This window comes from Photobacterium damselae (assembly GCF_003026815.1).
Lineage (GTDB): Bacteria > Pseudomonadota > Gammaproteobacteria > Enterobacterales > Vibrionaceae > Photobacterium > Photobacterium damselae.
Genome location: NZ_PYOG01000092.1, coordinates 1 through 1,462 on the forward strand (window position 1 = coordinate 1; position 1,462 = coordinate 1,462).

General features: G+C 47.2%; 4 tRNA genes and 2 rRNA genes. All 6 read left to right on the forward strand.

The features are described from left to right. Nucleotides 1–126, forward strand: a 16S ribosomal RNA gene (locus tag CTN07_RS22395); the annotation flags it as partial. Nucleotides 127–223: 97 nt separating this feature from the next. Further along, nucleotides 224–299: transfer RNA gene (locus CTN07_RS22400), tRNA-Glu, on the forward strand. A 1-nt stretch (nt 300) separates the two neighbouring features. Further along, a tRNA-Lys gene (locus CTN07_RS22405) sits at nt 301–376 on the forward strand. 29 nt (nt 377–405) lie between these two features. After that, nucleotides 406–481: transfer RNA gene (locus CTN07_RS22410), tRNA-Val, on the forward strand. 30 nt (nt 482–511) lie between these two features. Next, nucleotides 512–587: transfer RNA gene (locus CTN07_RS22415), tRNA-Ala, on the forward strand. A gap of 342 nt (nt 588–929) precedes the next feature. Then, nucleotides 930–1,462: ribosomal RNA gene (locus CTN07_RS22420) — 23S ribosomal RNA — on the forward strand; the annotation flags it as partial.

The window sequence follows — 1,462 nt, forward strand, 5'->3', positions numbered from 1 at the left end:
GAGTGGGCTGCACCAGAAGTAGATAGCTTAACCTTCGGGAGGGCGTTTACCACGGTGTGGTTCATGACTGGGGTGAAGTCGTAACAAGGTAGCCCTAGGGGAACCTGGGGCTGGATCACCTCCTTACAAAAAAGACTGCGCTTTGCGTAGTGTCCACACAGATTGCTTGGTTGAAATGTAAAGAGCCACTTAATGTTGCCCAACAACATTAAGTACGAACAGTGTCCCGTTCGTCTAGAGGCCTAGGACACCGCCCTTTCACGGCGGTAACAGGGGTTCGACTCCCCTACGGGACGCCACGGGTCGTTAGCTCAGTTGGTAGAGCAGTTGACTTTTAATCAATTGGTCGCAGGTTCGAATCCTGCACGACCCACCATCTTCTCCTCGAAGATGTAAAACTTCGGAGGGCGATTAGCTCAGTTGGGAGAGCACCTCCCTTACAAGGAGGGGGTCACTGGTTCGAGCCCGGTATCGCCCACCACTCTTTCTTAGGATAAGAAAGACCCAATTTGGGGCTATAGCTCAGCTGGGAGAGCGCTTCGCTGGCAGCGAAGAGGTCAGCGGTTCGATCCCGCTTAGCTCCACCACTCTCTAATAATTTTCTGCACGGATTCGCAGATTCAATGAAGGTTATACTTCGTTGAATCGCTTTGTCGACTCTGAGAGTTATTAAAAAGTGGTTTTAAACTCTATTTTTAGAGAAAAACACAATGCTCTTTAACAATCTGGAAAGCTGACTAGTAAATTCAATCGAATGATTGATTTATTTTAAGTTTTTATCGAAAGATAAAAACGAGTTCTCAAAACAAACACATTCAAGTGTCTTGTATTTTTTGTCTTCACTTTTTAAAAGTGAAAGCAAATAGTGAGTCCGGCGAAAACATAAAAACCTTGGTTGTTTGAACATACGAAACCTCTTGGGGTTGTATGGTTAAGTGACTAAGCGTACACGGTGGATGCCTGGGCAGTCAGAGGCGATGAAGGACGTACTAACTTGCGATAAGCGTAGATGAGGCAGTAAGAGCCACTTGAGTCTACGATTTCCGAATGGGGAAACCCAACTGCATAAGCAGTTATCTCAATGTGAATTCATAGCATTGTGAGGCGAACCGGGGGAACTGAAACATCTAAGTACCCCGAGGAAGAGAAATCAACCGAGATTCCGGCAGTAGCGGCGAGCGAAACCGGATTAGCCCTTAAGCTAATCTTGCGTTAGGTGAACATGCTGGAAAGCATGGCAATAAAGGGTGATAGCCCCGTAACCAACAACGCTTTATCAGTGAAATCGAGTAGGACGGGACACGTGTTATCCTGTCTGAATATGGGGGGACCATCCTCCAAGGCTAAATACTCCTGACTGACCGATAGTGAACCAGTACCGTGAGGGAAAGGCGAAAAGTACCCCTGTGAGGGGAGTGAAATAGAACCTGAAACCGTGTACGTACAAGCAGTAGGAGCAGGC